20 protein-coding genes are annotated in these 24,085 nt (G+C 76.1%); 10 read left to right on the forward strand and 10 right to left on the reverse strand.

Annotation, left to right across the window (positions count from 1 at the left end; translation table 11 throughout):
• Positions 1–927, forward strand: a 927-nt coding sequence (locus tag IEX99_RS01795; RefSeq protein WP_268237448.1) for an SbcC/MukB-like Walker B domain-containing protein, incomplete at its 5' end; no start/stop codon positions are given.
• Positions 928–951: 24 nt separating this feature from the next.
• On the opposite strand, the gene IEX99_RS01800 is transcribed toward IEX99_RS01795, so the two are convergent.
• Together IEX99_RS01800 and mutS are read right to left on the reverse strand one after the other, a co-directional pair.
• Entirely contained in the window at positions 952–3,843 is a 2,892-nt protein-coding gene (locus IEX99_RS01800) for a [protein-PII] uridylyltransferase (RefSeq protein ID WP_188897805.1), read from the reverse strand.
• Positions 3,843–6,557 carry a DNA mismatch repair protein MutS gene (gene mutS / locus IEX99_RS01805; RefSeq protein ID WP_188897807.1) on the reverse strand — a complete coding sequence of 905 codons (2,715 nt, stop codon included), beginning with the start codon at positions 6,555–6,557 and terminating at the stop codon, positions 3,843–3,845. Before mutS ends, IEX99_RS01800 begins: the two co-directional genes overlap by 1 nt.
• 129 nt (positions 6,558–6,686) lie before the next feature.
• Here mutS and IEX99_RS01810 point away from each other — a divergent pair, with 129 nt between their 5' ends.
• Both IEX99_RS01810 and IEX99_RS01815 read left to right on the forward strand, forming a co-directional pair.
• Positions 6,687–8,990 carry an NADP-dependent malic enzyme gene (locus IEX99_RS01810; RefSeq protein WP_188897809.1) on the forward strand — a complete coding sequence of 768 codons (2,304 nt, stop codon included), beginning with the start codon at positions 6,687–6,689 and terminating at the stop codon, positions 8,988–8,990.
• Positions 8,987–9,415: a DUF488 domain-containing protein gene (locus tag IEX99_RS01815; protein ID WP_229677742.1), complete on the forward strand. Its 429-nt coding sequence runs from the start codon at positions 8,987–8,989 to the stop codon at positions 9,413–9,415. The genes IEX99_RS01810 and IEX99_RS01815 overlap by 4 nt, the downstream gene beginning before the upstream one ends.
• Positions 9,416–9,437: 22 nt before the next feature.
• Here the strand turns inward: IEX99_RS01815 and IEX99_RS01820 are convergent, their stop codons facing one another.
• The 6 genes from IEX99_RS01820 to IEX99_RS01845 form a co-directional block, all read right to left on the reverse strand.
• The gene (locus tag IEX99_RS01820; protein ID WP_188897810.1) at positions 9,438–9,737 is read right to left on the reverse strand and encodes a hypothetical protein; all 300 of its coding nucleotides are present in this window, start codon (positions 9,735–9,737) and stop codon (positions 9,438–9,440) included.
• Positions 9,738–9,739: 2 nt separating this feature from the next.
• Positions 9,740–10,729 (reverse strand): Bug family tripartite tricarboxylate transporter substrate binding protein, encoded by a 990-nt coding sequence (locus IEX99_RS01825; protein WP_188897812.1) that lies wholly within the window; start codon positions 10,727–10,729, stop codon positions 9,740–9,742.
• A gap of 69 nt (positions 10,730–10,798) precedes the next feature.
• Positions 10,799–11,734 (reverse strand): AEC family transporter, encoded by a 936-nt coding sequence (locus IEX99_RS01830; protein WP_188897814.1) that lies wholly within the window; start codon positions 11,732–11,734, stop codon positions 10,799–10,801.
• 30 nt (positions 11,735–11,764) lie between these two features.
• Positions 11,765–12,304, reverse strand: a complete 540-nt coding sequence (locus tag IEX99_RS01835; RefSeq protein WP_188897816.1) for a hypothetical protein — start codon at positions 12,302–12,304, stop codon at positions 11,765–11,767.
• Positions 12,305–12,766: 462 nt separating this feature from the next.
• Complete coding sequence (locus IEX99_RS22775; RefSeq protein ID WP_188897818.1) at positions 12,767–13,501, reverse strand: bactofilin family protein; 735 nt, start codon at positions 13,499–13,501, stop codon at positions 12,767–12,769.
• Positions 13,502–13,632: 131 nt separating this feature from the next.
• Positions 13,633–14,355 carry an EI24 domain-containing protein gene (locus IEX99_RS01845; protein ID WP_188897820.1) on the reverse strand — a complete coding sequence of 241 codons (723 nt, stop codon included), beginning with the start codon at positions 14,353–14,355 and terminating at the stop codon, positions 13,633–13,635.
• 56 nt (positions 14,356–14,411) lie between these two features.
• Between IEX99_RS01845 and IEX99_RS01850 the strand changes: the two genes are divergently transcribed.
• From IEX99_RS01850 to IEX99_RS01880, 7 genes are all read left to right on the forward strand, one after another.
• On the forward strand, positions 14,412–15,407 hold the full coding sequence (locus tag IEX99_RS01850) for an adenosine kinase (RefSeq protein ID WP_188897822.1): 996 nt from the start codon (positions 14,412–14,414) through the stop codon (positions 15,405–15,407).
• Positions 15,408–15,657: 250 nt separating this feature from the next.
• The gene (locus IEX99_RS01855) at positions 15,658–16,233 is read left to right on the forward strand and encodes a hypothetical protein (RefSeq protein ID WP_188897824.1); all 576 of its coding nucleotides are present in this window, start codon (positions 15,658–15,660) and stop codon (positions 16,231–16,233) included.
• A gap of 500 nt (positions 16,234–16,733) precedes the next feature.
• Positions 16,734–18,149 (forward strand): sensor histidine kinase, encoded by a 1,416-nt coding sequence (locus IEX99_RS01860; RefSeq protein ID WP_188897826.1) that lies wholly within the window; start codon positions 16,734–16,736, stop codon positions 18,147–18,149.
• Entirely contained in the window at positions 18,146–19,468 is a 1,323-nt protein-coding gene (locus IEX99_RS01865) for a sigma-54-dependent transcriptional regulator (RefSeq protein WP_188897828.1), read from the forward strand. Before IEX99_RS01860 ends, IEX99_RS01865 begins: the two co-directional genes overlap by 4 nt.
• Before the next feature lie 24 nt (positions 19,469–19,492).
• A complete protein-coding gene (locus IEX99_RS01870; protein WP_188897830.1) occupies positions 19,493–19,942 on the forward strand; it encodes a tripartite tricarboxylate transporter TctB family protein in 450 nt (149 codons plus the stop codon).
• Entirely contained in the window at positions 19,942–21,474 is a 1,533-nt protein-coding gene (locus tag IEX99_RS01875; RefSeq protein ID WP_188897833.1) for a tripartite tricarboxylate transporter permease, read from the forward strand. Before IEX99_RS01870 ends, IEX99_RS01875 begins: the two co-directional genes overlap by 1 nt.
• A 27-nt stretch (positions 21,475–21,501) precedes the next feature.
• Positions 21,502–22,185 (forward strand): DedA family protein, encoded by a 684-nt coding sequence (locus tag IEX99_RS01880; RefSeq protein ID WP_229677743.1) that lies wholly within the window; start codon positions 21,502–21,504, stop codon positions 22,183–22,185.
• A gap of 61 nt (positions 22,186–22,246) precedes the next feature.
• Here IEX99_RS01880 and IEX99_RS01885 read toward each other — a convergent pair whose 3' ends face one another.
• Together IEX99_RS01885 and mobB are read right to left on the reverse strand one after the other, a co-directional pair.
• Positions 22,247–23,503: a molybdopterin molybdotransferase MoeA gene (locus IEX99_RS01885; protein ID WP_188897835.1), complete on the reverse strand. Its 1,257-nt coding sequence runs from the start codon at positions 23,501–23,503 to the stop codon at positions 22,247–22,249.
• Entirely contained in the window at positions 23,491–24,015 is a 525-nt protein-coding gene (gene mobB, locus IEX99_RS01890) for a molybdopterin-guanine dinucleotide biosynthesis protein B (protein ID WP_188897836.1), read from the reverse strand. The genes IEX99_RS01885 and mobB overlap by 13 nt, the downstream gene beginning before the upstream one ends.
• Positions 24,016–24,085 lie beyond the last annotated feature (70 nt).

A 24,085-nucleotide genomic window follows, 5' to 3' on the forward strand; every position in this document is an offset into this window, starting at 1 on the left:
GCCGCCCGCGCCGCGACCGAGGCGGACCGCCGGGCGGCGCAGGAGGCCGCCTTCGCCCGCCTGTGCGCGGAGGCGGGCTTCGCCGGCATCGCCGCCTTCGAGGCGGCGCGCCTGCCGCCCGGCGCAGCCGACGCCCTGGAGGGGCGGATCGCCGGCTTCGACCAGGCGCTGGCGACCGCGCGCGCGGCCGAGGCGGCGGCGCGGGCGGCGGCGGAGGGCCTCGCGCCGCCCGACCTCGCGGCGCTCGAACGGGCCGCGGAGGAGACCGCCGCCGGGCAGCGCGCCGCCACCGCGGCGGCGGCGGCGCTCCGCCAGCGCCTGAGCGATGCGGACCGCCTGCTCGCCGCCATCGCCGAGGCCGGGCGCGACCTCGCCGCCGCGCGCGGGGCGCTGGAGCTGCGCCAGGAGCTCGCCGCGCTGGTCGCGGGCAGGAACCCGCAGAACCTCAGCCTCGAGGGCTTCGTGCTGCGCAGCCTGCTCGACGAGGCGCTGTCCGCCGCCAACCGGCGCCTCCGCGCGATGCTGCGCGGGCGCTACCAGCTCCGGCGGGTCGAGGACCCGGTGCGGCGGGGCGTCGGGCTCGACATCGAGGTGCTGGACGAATGGAACGGCGGCGTGCGTCCGCCCGGCACGCTCTCCGGCGGCGAGGGGTTCTGCACGGCGCTGGCGATGGCGCTCGGCCTCGCCGACACCGTGCAGGCGCACGCCGGCGCGCGGCGGATAGATGCGCTGTTCGTGGACGAGGGGTTCGGCACGCTCGACGAGGAGGCGCTCGACACGGCGATGGAGGTGCTGGCCGGCCTCGGCGGCGGCGACCGGCTGGTGGGGGTGATCAGCCACGTCGCGGAGCTGCGCGCGCGCATCCCCGCGCGGCTCGAGGTCACGCCCGGCCGCCGCGGCAGCGCCGCGACGTTCCGCATCGGCTGAGCGCGGCCGGGCGGCCGCGGCGCCTCAGGCGGCGCCCGCGACCGCCTGGCGCGGCGCCGCCGCCTCCGCCTCGGGCGGCGTCAGCGCCTCGAGCAGCGCCTCGCGCAGCGCGGCGAGCTTGCGCTCGTTCTCGACCTTCAGGCCGAACACGTCCTTGACGTAGAACACGTCCACCGCGCGCACGCCGTAGGTGGTGATGTGGGCGGAGGCGATCTGCAGCCCCTGGGCGCTGATCGCGGCGGTGACGTCGTGCAGCAGCCCGGGCCGGTCGCGGCCGTTCACCTCGATCACCGTGTGGGTGTTGGAGGCGTGGTTGTCTATGACCACCCGCGGCGGCACGGTGACGGCGCGCAGCCGCGCCGGCTCGCGCCGCACCTTGCGGATCTCCTCCGCCACGCGCAGCCGGCCGGAGAGCGCCTGCTCGATCAGCACGGAGAGGCGGGCGAGGCGGTGCGGCGCATCGAAGGCCCCGCCCGCGGCGTCCTGCACCCAGAAGGTGTCGAGCGCCATGCCGTTGGTCAGGGTGTGGATGCGCGCGTCCACGATCGAGGCGCCGGCGACGGCGAGCGCGCCGGCGATGCGGCTGAACAGGCCCGGGTGGTCGGCGGCGTAGACCGTCACCTCGGTGACGCTGCGCGCCTCGAGCACGCGGGTGCGCACGGTGAGCGGGGCGTCGGCGGCCGCGGCCTCGCGGATCAGGTGGGCGTGGCGGGCGTGGGTCTCGGGGTCGAAGGAGAGCCAGTAGCCGGGGTAGCCGAGGGCGAGGAAGCGGCGCACCTCCTCCTCCGGCCAGTCGGCGAGCATGGCGGCCGCGGCCTGCTTCGCCTGCGTCACGCGCAGGTCGCGCTCCGGCACGGAGAGGCCGCCCGCCAGCACCTCGGCGACGCGCCAGTAGAGCTCGCGCAGCAGCGTCGCCTTCCAGTTGTTCCACACCTTGGGGCCGACGGCGCGCATGTCGGCCACGGTCAGCACCAGCAGCAGGCGCAGGCGCTCGGGCGACTGGATCAGGTCGGCGATGTCGAGGATGGTCTTGGGGTCCTCGATGTCGCGCTTGAAGGCGGTCTGGCTGATCAGCAGGTGGTGCAGGACGAGCCAGGAGACGGTCTCGGTCTCCTCCGGCGTCATGCCGAGCGCGGGGCAAATCTCCTGGGCGATGCGCGCGCCGAGCTCGGAGTGGTCGCCGCCGCGGCCCTTGGCGATGTCGTGCAGCAGCACCGCCATGTAGAGCGCGCGGCGCGACTGGAGCTGGCCGATCAGCTCGGAGGCGACTGGCGCCACCTCGACCAGATCGCCGCGGTCGAGCTGGCCGAGGACGCCGATCGCCTCGATCGTGTGCTCGTCCACGGTGAAGACGTGGTAGGTGTCGAACTGCATCAGCCCGACGATGCGCGCCCAGTCGGGCAGGTAGCGCGACAGGAATCCCGCCTCGTTCAGCGCCCGCAGCCAGCGCGCGCCGTCGCGCCCCGTCAGCAGGTCGAGGAAGATCGCGCTCGCCTCCTCGTCGCCGCGCAGGGCGACGGCGCAGCGGGCGTTGCGGATCAGCGCGCGCAGCGCGAGCGGGTGGATCTCCAGGCCGCGGTCGCGCGCCATGCGCACCAGGCGCAGCATCAGCACCGGCTCGCGCCCGAAGTCCCGGCCCGGCGCCGCGATCAGCTTGCCGTCGGCGAGCGCGAAGCCGGCGCGCGAGAGGGTCTTGTCCGGGGCCGGCAGCACCGCGGGCGGACCGAGCGCCGCGCGCTCGATCGCGGGCTCGAGCAGGCGGGTGAGGCGGACGGTGTCGCGCGCCGTCAGGAAGAAGTGCTTCATGAAGCGCTCGACGCCGTCCTGCAGGCCGTGGCGGGTGTAGCCCATGCGGGCGCCCACCACCGGCTGGAGGTCGAAGGTCAGGCGCTCCTCGGCGCGGCCGGTGACGTAGTGGAGGTGGAAGCGCACGGTCCAGAGGAAGGACCAGGCGCGGCGGATCGCCTTCGCCTCCTGCTCGGTGAGGATGCCGCCGCCCGGGCTGTCGGGGCCGACCAGCTCGGGCATCTTCTGCACGCCGAAGGCGTAGCGCGCGATCCAGTAGAGGGTCTGCAGGTCGCGCAGGCCGCCGCGGCCCTCCTTGATGTGCGGCTCGACCAGGAAGGGGCTGTCGCCGTAGCGCTTGTGGCGCTCCAGGCGCTCGGCCCGCTTGGCGGCGAGGAACTGGCCGAGGCCCCATTCGGCGCGGGCGCGGGCGAAGTCCTCGGCGAAGCGGTCGAACACCGCCCGCTCGCCGGCGAGGAAGCGGGCGTCGAGCAGCGCCGTCTGCACCGTCGCGTCGGCGCGCGCGTCCTCGATGCACTCCGCCACGGTCCTGGTCGCGTGGCCGACCTTCAGCCCGAGGTCCCAGAGGAGGTAGAGCATGAACTCGACGGCGCGCCGGCCGCGCGGGCCGATCGGCCGGTCCTCGCCCGCCGGGCCGGGCGTCAGGAACAGCAGGTCGATGTCGGAATAGGGCGCCAGCACGCCGCGGCCGTAGCCCCCGGTGGCGACGAGGGCGAAGGGCGCCTCCTCCGCCTCCGCCGCGCCGCGCGGCGGCACCATGGCCGCGGTGTAGGCGTGGATCGCCTGCACCAGCCCGTCCATCAGCGCCGCGAGCCAGCGCGCGGCGGCGAGGCCGGAGAGCTGGCGCGCCTCGAAGCTCTCCTGCACCCGCGCCTGCAGCAGGCCGAGATGGCGGCGCAGCAGGCCGAGCGCCTGGTCGCGCGGCAACGGGGCGCCGCCACGGTCCGGCGCGAGCAGCGCGGCGACCAGGTCGGCCGCCACTTCCGGCGCCGGAACGTCGGGCGCCGATGCCGGCGGGATGGCGGAGGGGGGCGGCGGGACGGCCGTGCTCTCCCGCGCCGGCGCGGGGCGCCGCGGTGCGGCTGCGCGGGATACGGCCTTGCTGTTCATCATGTTGACTCTGGGGAGTTTTGCACCGCAGCAACAGGGGCGGCAAGCGATTTGAGACGGTAGAGCGTCGCCTGCGCCTCGCGCGGCGTCAGCGCGTCCGGGTCGAGATCGGCCAGGGCGGCGAGCACGGGGTGGGGCGCGGCCGCGCCGCCCGCATCGCGCGGCGCGCCCTGCGGGGCCGGGGCGGCGGCCGGTCCGGCGAACAGCGGCAGCTCGTCCGACAGCGGATCGAGGCCGCGGGCGCGGTCCTCCAGCGCCTTCAGCACCGCCTCCGCCCGCGCCACCACCGGCCGCGGCACCCCGGCGAGGCGGGCGACGTGCAGGCCCCAGGACCGTTCCGCCGCGCCGGGCGCGACGCTGTGCAGGAACACCACCTCGCCCCGCCATTCCCGCACCCGCATGGTGGCGAGGGCGAGCTCGGGCAGCCGGCCGCCGGCGAGCGTCACCAGTTCGTGGAAATGCGTGGCGAAGAGCGCGCGGCAGCGGAGGCGGTCGTGCAGCGCCTCCAGCACCGCCCAGGCGATGGCGAGCCCGTCCCAGGTCGCGGTGCCGCGCCCGACCTCGTCGAGCACGACGAGGCTGCGGGGCCCGGCCTGGTTCAGGATCGCGGCGGTTTCCGCCATCTCGACCATGAATGTGGAGCGCCCGCCGGCGATGTCATCGGCGGCGCCGACGCGCGAGAACAGGCGATCCACGAGGCCGAGCCGCGCGCGCTCCGCCGGCACGAACAATCCCGCCTGCGCAAGGACGACGAGCAGCGCGTTCTGGCGCAGATAGGTGGACTTGCCGGCCATGTTCGGGCCGGTGAGCAGGCAGATGCGCCGGCCCGGCGAGAGGTCGCAGTCGTTGGACACGAAGGCCGGGCCGCGGGCGCGGGCGAGCGCCGCCTCGACCACCGGATGGCGGCCGGCGGTGACGGCGAACTCCGGCCGCTCGACGATCTCCGGCCGGCACCAGACGCCCGAGGCGGCGAGCTCGGCCGCGGCGGCGTGGACGTCGAGCTCCGCCAGCGCCTGCGCCGCGGCGGCGATGCCGGGCGCGGCGTCGAGGCAGAGCCGGCGCAGGTGCTGCACGACGAGCCGCTCGCGCCGCTGCGCCTGCTCGCCCGCCTCGGCGACGCGGCGGTCGAGGTCGGCGAGCGCGGCGCAGGTGAAGCGCATCGCGTTCGCCATGGTCTGGCGGTGCACCGGGGCGTGCGGCCCCCCGGCGGGCGGGGCGCGCAGCAGCTTCTCGCCGGCGGCGGCGGGGACCTCGGCGAGGAAGCCGAGCTGCTGGTGGTGGCGGATCTTGAGCGACGCCACGCCCCAGGCCTGGGCGAGGTCGAGCTGCAGGGCGGCGATCGCCTCGCGCGCGCCGTCGCGCAGGCGGCGCAGCGCGTCGAGCTCGCCGTCGTAGCCGGGGGCGACCACGCCTCCGTCCTCGACGCGGGCGGGCAGGGTCTCGGCGAGGGCGCGCTCCAGCGCGGCGCGCGGGTCCGGATCGGGGCGCAGCGCGCGCAGCGCCGCGGCGAGCAGCGGCGGCAGCGGCGGCACGCCGCTCGCCTCGGCGAGCGCGGCGGCGATCGTCCCGGCCCGCGCCAGCCCGTCGCGGACCGCCGCGAGGTCGCGCGGGGCGAAGCGGTCGAGCGAGAGCCGCGCCAGCGCCCGCGCCATGTCGGGCGCGCCCTTGAGCGCCGCGCGCACCGCCGCCCGCACCGCGCCGGCGGCGAGCAGGAAGCCGACCGCGTCGTGGCGGGCGGCGATCGCCTCGGCCTCGGTCAGCGGCGCGGCGAGGCGGGCGGCGAGCTCGCGCGCGCCGGCGGCGGTCAGGGTGCGGTCCACGGCGCCGAGCAGGCAGTCGCGCGTGCCGCCGCGCTGGTCGCGCAGGATCTCGAGCGAGCGCCGGGTCGGCGCGTCCATCTGCAGCACGCCGCGCCCGCCCCGCGGGGAAGGGGGCGCGAGGCGCGGCAGGCCGCCGGCCTGGGTGGCGCGGACGTAGTCCACGGCCATGGCGGCGGCGGCGATCTCGGCCTCGGTGAAGGCGCCGAAGCCGTCGAGGGTCGCGACCTCGAAGGCGGCGGCGAGGCGCCGGGCGCCGTCGCGCGGCGGCTCGGCATGGGCGACCGCGCCGGCGTAGGGCGCGAGCGCCGGATCGGCGGCGAGCCCCTCGGGCGCGAGGATCTCCGCCGGCTCCAGCCGCGCCAGCAGGGCGGCGAGCTCGCCGCGCGGCACCGCCTCCGTCTCGAAGGCCCCGGTCGAGACCTCGAGCCAGGCCGCGCCGACCACGGCGCCCGCGGGCGCCAGCGCCAGCAGCCAGGCCGGGCGCGCGGCCTCGAGCAGCGCCTCCTCGGTGACGGTGCCGGGGGTGACGACGCGCACCACCTCGCGGCGGATGGTGGCGGCCCTGCGCCGCTTCGCCTCCTCCGGCGTCTCGAGCTGGTCGCAGATCGCCACGCGGAAGCCGCGGCGGATCAGGCGCGCCAGGTAGCCCTCGACGCTGTGGGCCGGCACGCCGCACATCGGCACCGGGCGGCCCTGGTGCTCGCCGCGGAAGGTGAGCGCGATGTCGAGCGCCTGGGCGGCGGCCTCGGCGTCGGCGAAGAACAGCTCGAAGAAGTCGCCCATGCGGAAGAAGACGAGGGCGTCCGGGTGCGCCGCCTTGGCGGCGAACCACTGCGCCAGCGCCGGGGTGGCGCCCGCGGCGCTGGGAATCGTGCTCGGCTCTCTCCGGTCCATGGGGGCGGCGACCCTAGCCCGGCTTGCCGCAGGCGCGAAGGGCCGGCCCCCGGCCGCAAGGGACTCGCGCCGGGGCGCCGGGCGCCGCATCATCGTCCCCCGAGCGACCCGAGGGGGAGGAACCGGAGGATGGACGACGTGGCGAAGGACGCGCCGCTCGGCGATGCGCGCACCGCCCGGATCACCGCCGAGGAGGCGCTGGCGCTGCACGCCGAGGGCCGGCCCGGCAAGCTGGAGACGCGGCTGACCAAGCCGCTGGTGACCGCGCGCGACCTCTCGCTCGCCTACTCGCCCGGCGTCGCCGAGCCCTGCCTGCACATCCACCGCAACCCCGCGCTCGCCTACGACTACACGAGCAAGGGCAATTTCGTCGCCGTCGTCTCGAACGGCACCGCGGTCCTCGGCCTCGGCAACCTCGGGGCGCTGGCGGCGAAGCCGGTGATGGAGGGCAAGGTCGCCCTCTTCAAGCGCTTCGCCGACGTGGACGGCATGGACCTCTGCGTCGCCACCGAGGACGTGGACGAGTTCGTCGCCGCCGTGCGCTTCCTCGGCCCCTCCTTCGGCGGCATCAACCTCGAGGACATCAAGGCGCCGGAGTGCTTCGTCATCGAGCAGCGCCTGCGCGAGCTGATGGACATCCCGGTCTTCCACGACGACCAGCACGGCACGGCGATCGTCGCCGCCGCCGGGCTGATCAACGCGCTGCACCTGACCGGGCGCGACATCGCCGAGACGCGCCTCGTCATCAACGGCGCGGGCGCGGCCTCGATCGCCTGCGCCGAGCTGCTCAAGGCGATGGGGATGCGGCCCGAGAACGTCGTCCTCTGCGACACCAAGGGCGTGATCTGGCGCGGCCGGCGCGAGGGCATGAACCAGTGGAAGTCGGCCCACGCGGCGGAGACCGGGGCCCGCACGCTGGCGGAGGCGCTGGAGGGGGCGGACGTGTTCTTCGGCCTCTCGGTCAAGGGCGCGCTGACGCAGGAGATGGTGCGCGCCATGGCGCCGAAGCCGATCATCTTCGCCATGGCCAACCCCGACCCGGAGATCACGCCGGAGGAGGCGAAGGCGGCGCGGCCGGACTGCATCATCGCCACCGGCCGCTCCGACTACCCGAACCAGGTCAACAACGTGCTCGGCTTCCCCTTCATCTTCCGCGGCGCGCTCGACGTGCGCGCGAGCACGATCAACGACGCGATGAAGATCGCCGCCGCCGAGGCGCTGGCGATGCTGGCGCGCGAAGACGTGCCGGAGGAGGTGTCCGGCGCCGGCGCCGGCAAGGCGCTGCGCTTCGGCCCCGACTACATCATCCCCAACGCCTTCGATCCCCGCCTGATCTCCCGCGTCCCGCCCGCCGTCGCCAAAGCGGCGATGGATTCGGGGGTGGCGCGGCGCCCGCTGATGGACCTGCGCCGCTACGCGCGCGAGCTCGCCAGCCGGCTCGACCCCACCGCGGCGGCGCTCGAGGCGATCACCGAACGGGTGCGGGCCAACCCGCGCCGCGTCGTCTTCGCCGAGGGCGAGGAGGAAAAGGTGATCCGCGCCGCCATCGCCTTCCGCAACGCGGGCTACGGCACCCCGGTGCTGATCGGGCGCGAGGACCGCATCCACGCCAGCGTCGCCGCGCTCGGCCTGCCGATGCCGGACGGCATCGAGATCCACAACGCCCGCCTGTCCGAGAGCAACCGCCGCTACGCGGAGTTCCTCTACGCCAGGCGCCAGCGCCAGGGCTTCCTGTTCCGCGACTGCCAGCGCCTGGTCAACCAGGACCGCAACGTCTTCGCCGCCTGCATGGTGGCGATGGGCGACGCCGACGCGATGGTGACGGGCGTGACGCGCAGCTACTCCGTCGCGCTCGAGGGCGTGCTGACGGCGATCGACCCGGAGCCGGGCGGCGTGCTGTTCGGGCTGACGCTGATGCTGGCGAGCCGCTCCGGCACGGTGCTGGTCGCCGACACGGCGATCCACGAGCGGCCGGACGCGCCGACGCTCGCCGAGATCGCGACCAAGAGCGCGGCGGCGGCGCGCCGGCTCGGGCACGAGCCGCGGGTGGCGTTCCTCTCCTTCTCGACCTTCGGCGACCCGAAGGGGGTAATCCCGGGCTCGATCCGCGACGCGGTGAAGCTGCTCGACGCGCGCGGCGTGGACTTCGAGTACGACGGCGAGATGGGCGCGGACGTGGCGCTCGACCCGGCGCTGCGGGCGGCGCTCTACCCGTTCTGCCGCCTGACCGGGCCGGCGAACGTGCTGGTCTGCCCGGGCCTGCACGCGGCGCACATCCTGACCAAGGCGGTGCCGCGCCTGACCAGCGCGACCTCGATCGGGCCGCTGCTGGTGGGGCTCTCCCGCCCGGCGCAGATCGTGCCGGTGGAGGCGGGGGTGAACCAGATCCTGGAGGTCGCCTGCCTCGCCGCGCACACCGCGATCCCGCGGTGAGGCTCTTCACCATCGGCTACCCCGAGGCGACGCCGCCGCGGTTGATCGAGGCGCTGCGCGGCGCCGGCGTGCGCACGGTGGTGGACGTGCGCGCGCTGGCGAACAGCCGCCGCCCGGGCTTTTCCAGGCGTGCGCTCGCGGCGGCGCTGGAGGAGGCCGGGATCGGCTACGTGCACGAGCCGGCGCTGGGCACGCCGGCGGAGGGGCGCGCCGCGGTGCGCGCGGGGCGGCCGCAGGCGATGCGGCCGGTCTTCCTCCGCCACCTCGCCGGGGTGGAGGCGCAGGCGGCGCTCGCCGCGCTCAGGGCGCGCGCGCGGCGCGAGGGACCCGTCTGCCTGCTGTGCCTGGAGGCCGACCCGGCGCATTGCCACCGCACGCTGGTGGCGGAGGCGGTGGGGCTGCCGGTGGTGCATTTGCGGGCATGACGGCGCGCCGTCCGCGCGGCCGTCAGTCGGCGATCCCGACGCGCTCCGCCGCGCGGCGCACCTTGCGCTCGGTCCAGTTCCCGGCGCGCTGCAAAGCCGCGCCGGTCTGCCGCGCGCGCTTCTCCAGATGCGCGGCGGTGCGCCGCCCGGCGCGATCGAGCGCGGCGCCGGTGCGCTGCGCCCCGCGCTCCACCGCCGCGCCGGCGCGCTGGATCGCGCCCGGCGGCTCCTCGGCGCGCGCCGCCGCGCGCGGCGCGGCGGCGCCGAGCGCGAGCAGCGCCATCGCCAGCGCCCACCCGGTCGCTGCGCGAGCGCGGCGCATGCTCAACTGTCCACCCGGATGCCCAGCTCGCGGATCAGCGGGCGCCAGAAGCCGCACTCGCGCTGGACGAAGGCGTTGAACTGCTCGGGCGTCATGTTCACCACCTCGACGCCGATGTTGCGCGCGTGGGCGGTGAGCTCCGGCGTGCCCATGGCGCGCACCAGCTCCTCGTTCAGCCGGCGGATCACCGGCGCCGGCGTGCCCGCGGGGGCCGACAGCGACTGCCAGCCGTAGGCCACCGCGCCCTCGTGGCCGAGCTCGACCAGCGTCGGCACGTCCGGCAACTGCTCGGACCGGCGGTCGCCGAGCTGGGCCAGCACGCGCACGCGGTCGGCGCGCACGAAGGGGATGCCGGTGGAGGTGTCGATCAGCACCAGGTCCACCCGCCCGCCCAGCAGGTCGTTCATGGCCAGCGGCCCGCCGCGGTAGGGCACGTGCGTCGCGTCGAGCCCGGTGCGCTTCTTCACCATCTCGCAGGCGAGGTGGTGCGGCGAGGCGACGCCCGGCGTGCCGTAGGTCAGCCCGTGCCGCTTCGAGGCCTCCACGAGCTCGGCGAAGCTGCGGTGCGGGCTCTCCGGCGCGACGACGAAGAACAGCGGCCAGCGGCCGATGAAGCCGATCCCGGTCAGGTCGCGGTCGGGGTCGTAGGGCAGGCGCCGGTAGAGCGCCGGGTTGTACACCAGCATGCCGTTGTCGGAGTGGAGCAGCGTGTGCCCGTCCGGCGCGGCGCGGGAGACCTGCTCGCTGGCCAGCACGGCGCCGCCGCCGGGCCGGTTCTCGACCACGATCGGCTGGCCGAGACGGGTGCCGATGGCGTTGGCGATCAGCCGCGCCATGGCGTCGGAGGCCCCGCCCGGCGGATAGCCGACGATCCAGCGGATCGGCCGGTCCGGCCAGGCGCCACCGCCCTGGGCGCGGGCCGCGCGGCTGCCCCGGGTCGCCGCCAGCGCCACCCCCGCCATGCCCAGCACCGTGTCCCTGCGTCGCAGCATCCGCTCCGTGCTCCCGTTCCCCGCGGCATTCCTCGAGGCGCGCATAATGCGCCGCGCGCCGGCGTCGCGCTACGGGGCGGCGATCGCGTAGGCGCCGACGAGCAGGGAGAGCCAGAACGGCAGGGTCGCCGCCGCGGCGACATGTTCGGTGGTGGTGATCGCCGCCATGAGCGGCGCGTCGCCGCCCATCGCGCGCGCCATGACGTAGCTCGTCGGTGCCGTCGGCAGGGCCATGAAGGTGACGGCGACCGCGGTCTCCAGCGGGGGCAGGCCGAGCAGCGCCGCCAGCCCCCAGGCCAGCGCCGGCATGCCGACCAGCTTGAGCGCCCCGGTCAGCGCCTGGGTCGGCGCCTGCGCCCCCAGCGTGCCGAGCGAGAGCGCCGCGCCGACGCACAGCAGGCCAAGCGCGATCGAGCCCTGCCCGAGCGCGGCGACCAGCCGCGAGAGGCCCGGCGGCAGCCCGCCCAGCGCGGCGAGACCGAAGCCGATCAGGCAGGCGAGCATCAGCGGATTCGCCAGGACCTGGCGAAGCAGCGTCAGCGGCCCCGGTGGCGCGCCGCCACGGCCGAGCAGGAAGGCGAGGACCGTCACCGTCTGCACCACCGGCACGATCAGCCCCGTCGAGACCGCGGCGAGGGCGAGGCCGGGGGCGCCGAACAGCGCGCCGCAGATGGCGAAGCCCATCAGGTTGTTGAACCGGATGCCGCCCTGCAGCACCGAGGTCATCGCCGCGTGGCCGTGGCCGAGGGCGCGGGCGAGCGCGGTGCTCGCCACCGTCCCGACCGCCAGCGCGCCCCAGATCGAGAGCGCCATGCGCCCGAGCGGCAGCGTCGCGAGGTCCACGGCCGAGAGCGCGGTGACGATCAGCGAGGGGAGCAGCACCCAGAAGGTCAGGCGCTCCATCCCCGCCCAGATCGCCTCGTCGCGCAGCAGCACGCGCTTCAGCGCGGCGCCGAGCAGCAGCAGCCCGAAGGCCGGGACGAAGGCGTCGAGCCAGGGGGCCATGCGGAACGGCGGGCGGCTGGCCGGACGACCTCAGTCCCCGCCGCCGAGGAGCGCCACCACCGGCCCCCTCGCCTCGCGTCGCCTGGGGCCGCCGGAGGCCTCGAACGGGGCGGCGTCGCGCGGCGATGCCGCCCGGCCGGACGCATCCGGCCCGTGCCCGCCCGCCGCGATGTCGCGCAGGCAGGCCGCCTCGGTGCGCGCCTCGGAGCCGGAGGCGCGGGCGGCGGCGAAGGCGACGCGCAGCGTCGCGGCCGCGCCGTCCGCGCCCTCGCGCGGGCCGCCTGCCGCGCGCACCGGCGCGGGCTGCGCCGGCTCGTCGCGGTAGAGGATGACGTCGAGCGCGCAGGAGCGCGCCGTGTAGAGCCAGACCTCGGCCGGCCCCTCGGGCCGTCGCAGCGCCGGCTCGCCGAGCCTCCGCACCACCGCCTCGGCCGGCAGGCCGAGCAGTTCCGCCGCCTCGGACGGCGGCGGACCGGCTTCGGCGCCGCGCCGCGCCGCGGCCGCGCCGAGGACGGCCAGGGCGACGGGACGCGCCCGCAGCGGCGCATCCGGGTCGGGCGACGACGACACGGCATCGGGCCCGGCGCCCCGGGCCGCCACTGGCGACGCGCCACGCGGCGGCCGCGGGACGACGGCCCCGGCCGCCGGCCGCGACGCGCCGGCCAGCAGCGGGCCGCCCGCGGGTTCGAGGGCGGCGAGGCTGGCGCGCGTGCTCGCCAACGAGGCCCGGAGGCTGGCGGCGACGGCCGCCGGATCGGCCCCGCGATCCGCGCCCGCGCACCCCGTGGCGGCGGCGGTCGCGCCCCCCGCCAGCAGCGCAAGCCGGCGCAGCGTCCGCACAGTCCGCCGCGAGCCCGGACGCCGGGCGGCAGCCGGCGCCATGCCGGCGGCGGAACCGGCGACGGGCCGCGGCCCGTCCCCGGGCGCGGACGGTCCCGCGCTCATGCCCGCGGCGGATGGCGACGACGCACCGGACGCGCCCCCCTCCTCTCCCCCTGCCCCCTCGCACCAGCGCGGAGGCCTATTGCGCCGTCAGGCCTCGGCGGGCTCCGGGGTGCGGGCGGGCGCGGCGGTCGGCATGGCCGGCGGCACCGGGGCACGGGCGGCGGCGCCGCTCAGCGCGGCATCGGTCAGCATCTCCATGCGGCCGGTGATCTGGCCGCCCTCCTCGACCTGGAGGCGCCGGCAGCGCGCCACGCCGAGAACCTTGCCGGTGGCACGGATGACGAGGCTGCCGGTGGCGGTGAGGGTGCCGTCGAAGGTGCCGGCGACCTCGGCGTCCTCGATCTGCACCTCGCCCTTGAACACGCCCGAATGCGTGATGAGGAGCTCGGCCGCCTGGATCATCTGCGACTCGACGGTGCCCTCGACGACGAGGCGCTCCGCGTCGCTGACCGTGCCCTGCAGGCTGATGCCCTTGCCCACGACCAGCGTGCGGCGATCGCCCGCCTCGGCGCGCGGCACGCCCCCGCCCTGCGTCACCGCGGCGGCGCCGACCGAACGCGCGCCGGCGAGCGTCGGCGTGCCGGGACGCGCCGCGCCAGCGACCGGCGAGGCGGGCGCGGCGTTGGGGCGCGGCGCGGTCGCGCCGACCGCCGGCGGCTCCTTGGGCGCCGGGCGGAACGGTGGCACGCCGAGTTCCGGATCGCGCGCCACCGGCACGCTCGCGCCCGGCTTGTCGGCCGAATCGGCGCCCCCCGAGGACGGCGAGGCGGCGCCCGGCGCGGCGCCCGGTGTCTCGTCACGGCGGCGGCGGAAGACGGACATGCTGTTCCCCCTGTCACAGCGGTGTGGGCCCCGCGGCGCGCGCTCTCCCCCGCGCCGCGCACCTCCCGGTCCTGCGGCTAGCACGCTCGGACGATCGCATACAACCGGTAAGCGAGGGGTTATCCCCAGCTTCATGCGCCCCGGCTCGCGCCAGGCCCGCCCCGACCGCCAGCCGTGCCGGCACCCCCGTGCAGCAGATGCGTCGCCGCCGCGAGCCCGAGGACCGGGACCAGCAGGTTGAGCAGCGGCACCGCGGCCGCCAGCACCCCGAGCGCGCCGAGGCCGAGGACGGAGAGCCGTTGCCGCCGGCGCTCGGCCCGCGCCGCGGGCGCCCCCATGCGGCGCATCGCCACGGTCTCGAACAGGCCGGCGCCGAACGCCCAGGCCCCGACCGCGAAGGCCAGCGCGGCGCCGACGCCCGGCAGCACCAGCGCCACAGGGATCAGCGCGAGGTGCAGCGCCAGCAGCCGTGCCCCGAGCCGCAGCCCGGCGCCGAGCTGCGCCGCCAGCGACGCCCCCACGGCAGGCGGCAGGCCCGGATAGTGCCGGCGTTCCACCGCCGCGGCCACCGGATCGGCGAACTGTGCCGCCAGCGCGACCACCGCCGGTACGAACAGCCAGGCCGCGAGCAGCAGGGCGAGCAGGCCGCCAAGCGCCTGCGCCGCCCAGTCCAGCGCCGGCCCGGCCAGCCAGTCCGGGGCGCTCGCCGCGAGCCGCGCCGCGCCGCGCCAGGCGAGCCAGAACAGCAGCGCGAAGGCGGCGGCGGCCAGCGCCGCGGCGCGCCACAGCGGGCGGCGCAAGGCGGGGTCGTCGAGCTGGGCGACGGCGAGCAGGACGGCGCGCAGGAGCGACATGTTGCGGCCCCGGGTGGTGACGGGTATGCGGAGCGGCCCCCGCCGCGAGGTCCCGCATGTCCCACGCCACCGAACTCGACATCCTCGGCATCGGCAACGCCATCGTGGACGTGCTGGCGCGCGCGGAGGACTCCTTCCTCCACGAGCACGGCATGGTGAAGGGCGCCATGCGGCTGATCGACGCCGCAGAGGCGGAGCGGCTCTACGCGGCGATGGGCCCGGCGGTCGAGAGCTCCGGCGGCTCGGCGGCGAACGCCTGCGCCGCGGCGGCGGCGCTCGGCGCGCGCGTCGGCTTCCTCGGCAAGGTGGCGGCGGACCAGCTCGGCGCGGTGTTCCGCCACGACATCACCGCGGCGGGCGTGCGCTTCCCGACGCCGCCGCTCGACGGCGGGGCGCCGACCGCGCGCTGCCTGATCCTGGTGACGCCCGACGGGCAGCGGACGATGAACACCCATCTCGGCGCCTGCGTCGCCTTCGGCGAGGGCGACCTCGACATCGCGGCGCTGCGCGCGGCGCGGATCACCTACCTCGAGGGCTACCTGTTCGATCCGCCGGCGGCGCAGGCGGCGTTCCGCGCGGCCTCGGCGGTGGCGCACGCGGCGGGGCGGAAGGTGGCGATCACGCTGTCCGACCCGTTCTGCGTCGCGCGGCACCGCGAGGCCTTCCTCGCCTTCGTCCGCGAGGAGGCCGACATCCTGTTCGCCAACGAGGCGGAGATCCGCGCGCTCTACGAGGTCGAGCGCTTCGAGCACGCGGCGATGCTGGCCCGCGCCGACGTGGACCTCGCGGTGCTGACGCGCGGGGCGCAGGGCAGCGTGATCGTCGCCGGCGAGGCGACGCACGAGGTCCCGGCCATGCCGGTGCGGGTGGTGGACACGACCGGCGCGGGCGACGCCTACGCGGCCGGGTTCCTCGCCGCGCTCGCGCAGGGCCGGGCGCTGCCGGAGTGCGGCCGCTGGGGCGCGGTGGCGGCGGCGGAGGCGATCAGCCACTTCGGCGCGCGGCCCCAGGCCGACCTGAAGGCGCTGGTCGCCCCGCGCCCGCATCGCTGAGCCGCCGGAACGGACGGCCCGCGTCCCGGACGCCCTGCGCGCCGCGCCTCCACGACCGGGGGCGCGGAGGGCGGCGGGCGCGTCGCGCACGCTCGGCCCGCCCTGCCGACCGGTCGCGCCTTCGCCGGTCCCCGGGGAAACCCCGGGGAGGCGTCCGTGTTGATTCGGCGATCGGGCGGCGGGGCCCGGTTCGCCGGGGCGCCGCCGCATCCGTCGTCCCATCCGAGACCAGCACGGAGACGTGATCGCGATGCGCAAGGTCCAGCTTCTCGCCACGGTGTTCGGCGCCGCGCTGCTCGTCGCGGCGCCGGGGGCGCTGGCGCAGCAGGCCGGCTCCGACCTCGGTCGTCCCGGCGGCGCCGGCTACGGCTTCACCCCGCCTCCGGGCACGCCCCTGACGCCGCACACCGAGGGCGGCGCAGGCCTGATCCCGCCGGTCGGACAGCAGTACGACGCGGCGCGCCGCGCCGAGGCCATATCGCGCGACGTGGACGCCCTCCTGCGCCAGGCCGACTCGGCGATGGCGCGCGGCAATTTCGCGCTGGCGAACGAGCTTCTCGAGCGTGCCGAGACCGAGCTGCTGAACCGCGAGGCGATCGCCGGCGGAATGACGCCGCAGGGCTCGGAGCTGCAGCGCCAGATCGCCGAGGCGCGCCAGGCGCTGAGGAACCGCGACCGCGCGGCGGCCCAGCAGCACATGCGGCTGGCGATGGACATGACGGCCCGCGACGCGGGCGCGGCGACCGGCGCCGGCGTCGCGGGGACGGCGCCGGCGCACGGCGGCAGCGGACCCGGCGGCGCCGGGCAGGGCGGCAGCCCGCGGTGATGCCGGCCGCCGGTCGGCCGACCGGCGGTCGTTGCGCCTTCGGCAGGGCCGGGGCCCCAGTCCCGGCCCTGCCTTCCTTCCTGCGGAACCGCACCGTCGGAGCCTGCGCAGCGGCGACCCCATCGCGGGCGCGGAGGCGATACGATGACAATGCGCAGCGCTCCGGCGTGACGCGCGGAGGCGCGCCGCCCGGGCGCGGCGCGGGCCTGTTGTCCGGATTCCCGGACATTCTCCCCGGGCGCCGGCCGGAAAGCTGAACGGCAGCACCGCGGAACCGGCCGGCGAGGCCCCGATTCCCCCCGATCCCGGCGCGGCGGCACGCTGGCACGCCGCTTGCTGCGGTGGGTCGCCATGCAGGTCCCCGCGTCGTCCCCTCCATGCGCCTTGCGTCCCGCCCGGGTGCTGGGACGGCCCTGCGCCGCTGCTATGAGGCCCCCGGCTCTCGCGCGCCCCGGGGAACGGCCTCGGTTGCGACGAGGCCGGAGGCGACGCGTCGAACCATGCCGAAACCTTCCCGTCCGCCCTGGACGATCGCCGTGCGGCTGCCCCTCTTCGTGGGCGTCGCCGTCTTCCTCTCCGCCGTCGGCACCACCCATCTCGCGCTCTACGTGATGGGACGCGAGCTCGACCAGGAGATCGCGCAGATGGCGGATGTCTACATCGACAGCCTGGCCGGCGCCGTACTGCCGGCGCTGGTGCGCGACGACCGGGTCGAGCTGCAGGAGGTGCTGGAGCGCGGCCTCGGGCTGCAGCGGGGCGTCACCGACCTCGGCATCGTCGTCACCCGGCCGGATGGCGCGCCCATCGCCCGGGTCGGCGACCCGCAGGGCGACCCGCCGTGGAACCGGGGCGGCGGCAACGTCGCCTGGACGCGGACCGCCGGTGGCGCGACGGCCTGGGCGCAGCGCGAACTGGTCGCGGACGGCGAGCCCATCGCGCTGATCGCCGCGCAGCTCGCCTTTCCCGAGCAGGTCACGCGCCGCAATCGCGTCGGCATCGCGCTCACCGTCGCCGACCTGGTGCTCGCGGCCCTGGCAGCGGCTCTCGCCATGCACTTCGCACGACGACTGATACGTCCCTTCGCCGCCGTGACGGCGGCGATCGAGCGGGCCGGCAGCGGTCGGCCGGAGCCGCTGCCGCCGCTCGACGCCGCCGCCGCGCAGGACGCCGAGATCAGCCGGCTGGTCGCGGCCTACAACCTGATGGTCGAGCGCCTGCGCGACCGCCAGGAGCTCGCCGCCCGCCTGGAGGAGCAGGAACGCGCCGCGGTGCTCGGCCGGCTCGCCGCGACCGTCGCGCACGAGGTGCGGAACCCCCTCGCCGGCATGCTGACTGCGCTCGACACCATCCGGCGCTTCGGCGCGGACGCGGCGGCGCGCGAGCATGCGGTCAGCCTCGTGGAGCGCGGGCTGATGCAGATCGAGGCCGTGGTGCGCACCACCCTCGCGACGCACCGCGAGGCGGCCGAGCCGCGGCCGCTTTCCGACGCGGATCTCGAGGACCTGAAGGTCCTGGTGCAGCCGGAGGCGCGCCGCCGCGGCGTCGACCTCGCCTGGCGGGTCGATCTGCGCGGCGACGTGCCGACCGATGCGGTGCGCGTGCGGCAGATCGTGCTCAACCTCCTGCTCAACGCCGTCACCGCGACGCGGCAGGGCGGCCGCGTGACGCTCGAGGCCGGCCGGCGCGGCGACGATCTGGTCATTGCGGTCGAGGACGAGGCCGGCGGGCTGCCGCCGGAGCTGGCGCGGCGCCTGGGCGGCGACGAGGGGGGGGCCGGGACCTCGCAGGGCCTCGGGATCTCGATCGCCGCCCGCCTCGTGGAGTCCCTCGCCGGCCGGATCGAGGTGGAGGCGGGCCGCAGCGCCGGCACGCGCATCGTGCTGCGCCTGCCGGCCCGGCGCGAGGGCGCGGCATGAGCGCGCCCGCCGCCATGCGCCGGTCGGTGGTCCTGATCGAGGACGACGCCGTGCTCGGCGAATCGCTGACGCAGCGCCTCGCCCTCGAGGGGATCGACGTCTGGTGGGCGCGCAGCGCGGCGGAGGGCGAGGCGCTGCTGCGCCGCCGGCGGCCCACCATGATCGTCTGCGACATCCGCCTGCCGGACGGCGACGGCGAATCGCTGCTCACGCACCTGATGCCGCAGCTCGGCGGCACGCCGATCGTCGTCGTCACCGCCTATGGCGACGTCGGGCAGGCGGTGCGGATGCTGCGCGCCGGCGCCGACGACTACGTGGAGAAGCCCTTCCCCGCGCAGCTCCTGATCGACAAGCTCGACGCCTTCGCCGCGTGGTCGCCGCCGGCCGAGCCGCCCCCCGACGCCGCGGGCTGGGCGTCGCCCTCGATGCAGACCCTGCGCCGGCACCTGCTGAAGCTCGGCCGCGTGGACACGACCGTGCTGCTCGTCGGCGAGAGCGGCGCGGGCAAGGAGGTCGCCGCCCGCGTCCTGCACGAGGCGGGCCCGCGCGCCGCCGCCCCGTTCCTCGCGGTGAACTGCGCCGCGATCCCGAGCGACCTGCTCGAGAGCCAGATCTTCGGGCACGAGCGCGGCGCCTTCACCGGGGCCAACGAGCGCCAGATCGGCCTCGCCGAGCGGGCGGCAGGGGGCACGCTGTTCCTCGACGAGGTGGCGGAACTCGCCCCCCCCTCGCAGGCCAAGCTGCTGCGGCTGCTGCAGGAGAGACGTTTCACGCGCCTCGGCGGACGGGAGGAACTCGCCCTCGGCGCGCGCATCGTCGCCGCGACCAACGCCGATCTGCGCGCGCGCGTCGCCGAGGGCCGGTTCCGCGACGACCTCTACTACCGGCTCGCGGTCGTCGAGCTCCAGGTGCCGCCGCTGCGCCAGCGCCCGGAGGACGTCGAGGAGCTCGCCGCCCACTTCCTCCGCCACTTCGCGCGCAGCCTCGGCAGGGACGTTCCCGCGCTCGACGCCGAGGCGCTCGGCGCGCTGCTGCACCACGGCTGGCCGGGCAACGTGCGCGAGCTGCGCAACCGGATCGAGCGCGCCCTGGTGCTGGCCGAATCGCAGCGGCTTGGCGTCGCCGACCTGTTCCCCGAACGCCAGGCGCAGGAGGCGCCCCCGCTTTCGCTGGCGGCGGCGCGGGAGGCGGCGGAGCGCGAGCACATCCGGCGGATCCTGGCGCGCTGCGGCGGCCGGATCGGCGACGCCGCGCAGATCCTAGGCGTGTCGCGCACCACCCTGTGGGAGCGCATGCGCCGCCTGGGCATCAAGGACTGACCACGACACATCGGGAGGGTACGCTTGAAACGCGCACGCGATTACGGCGACATCGTCGGGGGCCTGCTCCTGATCGGCGCCGGGGCCTGGTTCGGCATCTACGCCCTCGAGTACCCGGTCGGGCAGCTGCGCCGCATGGGTCCCGGATTCTTCCCGGCCGTGCTCGGCGCGCTCGTCGCCCTCTTCGGCGTGCTGGTGCTGATCCCGGCGCTGTTCCGCGGCGCCGAGCTGCCGAAGATCGAGTGGCGGCCGTTCTTCATGGTCTGCGCCGCGCTGCTCGGCTTCGCGCTGGCGGTCGAGCGCGTCGGCCTGGTGCCGGCCACCTTCGTGCTCGTCATCCTGGCCTCGATCGGCCGGCGCGGCTTCAGCCTGTTGCCGACTCTGGTGCTCGCCGCCGCGCTCGCCGTCATCGCCGTGGTGATCTTCAGCAAAGGGCTCGGCATCCCCATCTACGCCTTCCGGTGGAATTTCTGATGGACCTCATCGCGAACCTGGCGCTCGGCTTCGAGCACGCCTTCTCGCCGACGAACCTGCTCTACTGCTTCATCGGCGTGTTCCTCGGCACCTTCGTCGGGGTGCTGCCCGGGATCGGCGCGCTCGCGACGATCTCGATGCTGCTGCCGCTCACCTTCCACGTTCCGCCGACGACGGCGCTGGTGATGCTGGCGGGCATCTACTACGGCGCCGCCTACGGGGGCTCGACGGCGTCGATCCTGCTGAACCTGCCGGGCACGCCCTCGGCCGCCGTCGCCTGCCTCGACGGCTATCCGATGTCGAAGCAGGGCCGGGCCGGGGTGGCGCTGCTGATGACGACGGTCGCCTCCTTCTTCGGCGCCACCATCGGCATCATCATCCTGACCCTCTTCTCGCCCGTGCTGGCGGAGGTCGGGCTCGCCTTCGGGCCGGCCGACTACTTCGCGATGATGGTGCTCGGCCTGGTCGCGGCGGCGACGCTGACCCAGGGCTCGCCGATCAAGGGCATCGCGATGGTGCTGGTGGGACTCTGCATCGGCATGGTGGGCACCGACGTGCAGACCGGCCAGCAGCGCTTCACCTTCGGCATCCCGGAGCTGTCGGACGGGTTCAGCCTGGTCGCCATGGCGATGGGCCTGTTCGGCGTGGCCGAGGTGATCGCGAGCGTGCATCGCATCCGCGACCAGCGCGCGGCCGATCGGCCGAAGATCACCTTCCTCTCGATGCTGCCGACGCGCGACGACGTGCGCCGCTCCTGGTTCCCGATGCTGCGCGGCAGCGGCATCGGTTCGATCTTCGGCGCGCTGCCGGGCACCGGCCCGACCATCGCCTCCTTCATGTCCTACGCGGTGGAGAAGCGGGTCTCGAGGGAGCCATCGCGCTTCGGCAAGGGCGCGATCGAGGGCGTCACTGCCCCGGAATCGGCCAACAACGCCGCGGCGCAGACGGGCTTCATCCCGACCCTGACCCTCGGCATCCCGGGGGACGCGGTGATGGCGCTGATGCTCGGCGCGATGATCATCGCCGGCGTGCAGCCCGGCCCGCGCCTCGTGGTCGAGCATCCCGAAATCTTCTGGGGCCTGGTCGCCAGCTTCTGGATCGGCAACGTGCTGCTGGTGATCCTGAACATCCCCCTGGTCGGCATCTGGGTGAAGATGCTGCAGATCCCCTACCGCATCCTCTATCCGGCGATCCTGCTGTTCATCTGCATCGGCGTGTTCAGCGTGAACAACAACACCTTCGACATCCTGATGGTGATGATGTTCGGGATCTTCGGCTACGTGCTGATGCTGCTGCGGTTCGAGCCGGCGCCGATGGTGCTCGGCTTCATCCTCGGGCCGCTGATGGAGGAGCATCTGCGGCGGGCCATGCTGCTCTCGCGCGGCGACCCGGCGGTGTTCGTGCAGCGGCCGATCAGCGCCACCCTGCTCGCGCTCACCGCGCTGCTGCTGATCTGGGCGATGATCTCGCTGCTGCGCTCCAACGGCGCCAAGCAGCGCGGGGCGGCGGCCGTCGCCAACGAGGCCGCATGAGCGCGCGGGCCCGGGGGGGCGCGGACCTTGATCGGGGATCTCGCCGCGCCGCTGCTCGGCTGGGTGGAGGCGAACGGGCGCTGGGCGCCGCTGGTGCTGCTCCTGGTCGCCTTCCTCGAGTCGCTTCCCGTGGTCGGCCTCTTCGTCCCGGGCTCGCTGGTGCTCGTGGGCGCCGGGCTGCTGGTCGCGGCAGGGGTGCTCAGCCCGCTGCCGGTCCTCGCCGCGACCGTGCTCGGGGCGGTGGCGGGCGACCTGGTCGGCTTCCGCCTCGCCCGCGCCTTCGGCCCGGCGGCGGTGCGCCGGCACCTGCCGAGGCGCTACCGGCGAACCTACGCCCGGTCGCTGCTCGGCTTCCGGCGGTTCGGCTGGTGGGCGGTGTTCGTCGGGCGCTTCCTGGCGCCGCTGCGGGCCTTCGTTCCGATCGCGGCCGGGCTGTCGCGCATGCCCGAGCGCAGCTTCCAGACCGCGAACGTCGCCTCGGCGCTGGTCTGGGCCCCGTTGCTGCTGCTCCCCGGCTGGCTCGCGGGCTCCGCGACGGCGCTGCCGGCCGGGAGCGGGGGGCCGCATGCGGGGCTGGTCCTCCTCGCCATCGCCGTTGCCGCCGGCGTGGTCGCCTTCCGCCGGTGGCGCGCGGAATCCGCCCCGTCCGGGCACCTGGTGAGGACGGCGCCGGGCGCCCCGACAGTGCCGGGACGACCGGCCCAGGGGTGATGCCGCGTGGCCTCGACCGGCGCGGCCGCGCGACCATGCCGGGACCGGCCGCGGCGCGAGGTCAGAACAGCGCCGCGAAGGGCAGCACGGCCAGGCGATCGCCAGGCGTCACCGCCACGGTCTCCTCCGGCAGTTCCGCGAAGGCGTCGGAACCGGTGAGCGAAGACAGCAGCCCGGCCCCTTCGCGCGGAAAGATCCGCGCCCGCGGCAACGGGTCGCCCGGGACGAGCGAGACCCGCACATACTCCCGCCGTCCGGCCTTCTTCCGGTAGGCGAACGCCGCCTCGGCCGGGAAGCGCGGCAACGCCTCCGCCAGCGCGCCGGCGCGCCGCAGCACCAGCGGCCGCGCGAGCTGCAGGAAGGTGACGACCGCCGCGACCGGGTTGCCGGGCAGCCCGATCACCGGCGTGCCGCCGACCACGCCCATCGCCGCGGGGCGGCCGGGCTTCACCGCGAGGCGCCAGAACACCAGGCTGCCGCCGCGCTCGATGGCGCCGCGCACATGGTCCTCCTCGCCGGTCGAGACGCCGCCGGAGGTCAGCAGCAGGTCGTGCGCCCGCGCCGCCTCGGCCAGCGCCGCCGCCGTCGCCTCGGGACGGTCCGGCAGGATTCCGAGGTCGGTCGCCTCCACCGGCAGGCGCGCGAGCAGGGCGAGCAGGGTGAAGCGGTTGCTGTCATAGGTCCTGCCCGGCCCGAGCGGCGCCGTTCCCGGCTCGGCCAGCTCGTCGCCGGTGGAGAAGACGCCGACGCGCAGCCGCGGCCGCACCGGCAGCGCCGCCTGGCCGAGCGCCGCCGCAAGGCCGATCTCCGCCGGGCCGAGCCGCCGCCCCGCCGGCAGCGCCACCGTGCCCTCCGCCACGTCCTCGCCGGCCGGGCGCGCGTTGGCGCCGGGCTTCAGCCCCTGCGGCACGAGCACCGCGCCGGGCTCGAGGCGGACGTCCTCCTGCATGACGACGGTGTCGGTGCCCGGCGGCATGGGCGCGCCGGTGAGCACGCGCAGCGCCTCGCCGGGGCCGGGGGCCGCAGGCGCGCCGGCCGCGCCCGCGGCGACCCGGCCGACGATCGCGAGCCGGGTCTCGCCCGCCGCCGCGAGGTCGGCGTGGCGGAAGGCGTAGCCGTCCACCGCGGAATTCGTGAAGGGCGGCAGTGGCAGCCGGGCGACCAGGTCGCGGGCCAGCACACGGCCGAGCGCGGCGCGCAGCGGCACCTCCTCCTCGCCGCCGAGCGGCGGGATGCGCGCCTCGATCAGCGCCTGGGCCTGCTCGATGCGCATCAGCGGGCCGGAGAAGGCGAAGCAGTCGTCGCTCAACTGGGCCATGGCACCGTCTCCACCCCGACGGCGAAGCGCAGCACGAATTCCGCGACGCCCTCCACGTCGTCGAGGCCGACCCAGGGCAGCGCGCGGCCGCGCCCGGGCGGCGGGGCGTCGGCGGCGAGGGCGACCACGGCCGGGTCGTCCGGATGCAGCCAGGGTTTTCCGTTGGCGGCGCGATGCACCTCGATCTTCGGCACGGGGTCGCGTTTGAAGCCCTCGACCAGCACGAGGTCCACCGGCGCGAGACGGGAGAGCAGGAAGCGCAGGTCGGGCTCCGGCGCGCCGCGCAGCTCCGTCATCAGCGCCCAGCGATGGGCCGAGCTGATCAGCACCTGGGAGGCGCCGGCGGCACGGTGCTCGTAGGAATCCTTGCCGGGCTGGTCGAGGTCGAAGCGGTGGTGCGCGTGCTTGATCGTCGAGACCCTGAGGCCGCGGCCGGTCAGGCGGGGGATGACCCGGGTGAGCAGCGTGGTCTTGCCGGCCCCGCTCCAGCCGGCGAAGCCGATCAGGCGCATGCCCCGGTTCCTAGCCCGGCGGGCCGGGAGCGCCAAGCGGAAGCGGCGCCGGCCTCGCCCCCCTGGCGTG

It is taken from the genome of Caldovatus sediminis, assembly GCF_014644455.1.
GTDB lineage: Bacteria > Pseudomonadota > Alphaproteobacteria > Acetobacterales > Acetobacteraceae > Caldovatus > Caldovatus sediminis.